This window comes from Glycomyces dulcitolivorans (assembly GCF_003265355.1).
Taxonomy (GTDB): Bacteria; Actinomycetota; Actinomycetes; order Mycobacteriales; family Micromonosporaceae; genus Glycomyces; species Glycomyces dulcitolivorans.
Genome location: NZ_QFRW01000102.1, coordinates 1 through 538, shown reverse-complemented (window position 1 = coordinate 538; position 538 = coordinate 1). Strand labels below are relative to the sequence as shown.

Genomic DNA, 538 nt, shown 5'->3' with positions numbered 1-538 from the left:
GCCCGTCGTGCATGGGCCCTCCGGCGCGGGGTCCGCCCTGCGCGGGCGGGGCGAAGTCGCCGCGCACCGACTCGGGGCCGCGGGGGCCGCCGTACTCGCTGCCGTAGACGCCCGGTTCGGGGGCGCCGCCGCGCGGGCCGTACCCGTTGGCGCCGTTGGGGCCCCGCTGCTGGTTGAAGTCGTCGCGGCCGAAGTCGTCACGGCCGGGCCCGAAGTCGTCGCGCGGTCCGCCGAACTGGTCCTGGGGCGGGCCTGCGAACTGGTCCTGGGACGGGCCGAAGTCGTCCCGGCCGCCGCCGAAGTCGCCGCGTCCGAAGTCCTGCTGGCCGCCGCCGCGGGGCGGGGGCGCGCCGAAGTCCTGGCCGCCGCCGCGCTTGGCGAACGGGTCGTCGTAGTCGTCGCCGGGCGGGCCGGCGAGGAAGCCGAAGCCCTCGTCGTCGTCGCCGCGGAGGTCGCCGAAGCCCTCGTTGTCGTGTTGCGGTGCGGCCGCCCGGGGGGCGGGTCCGCGGCCGCGGCCGACCGGCTCGGGGGCCGGCGG

The 538-nt window shown here is 79.7% G+C and carries 1 pseudogene; it reads right to left on the bottom strand.

What is annotated here, in order from left to right:
- Positions 1 to 538 (bottom strand): annotated as a pseudogene (locus DI269_RS27070) (hypothetical protein); the annotation flags it as partial.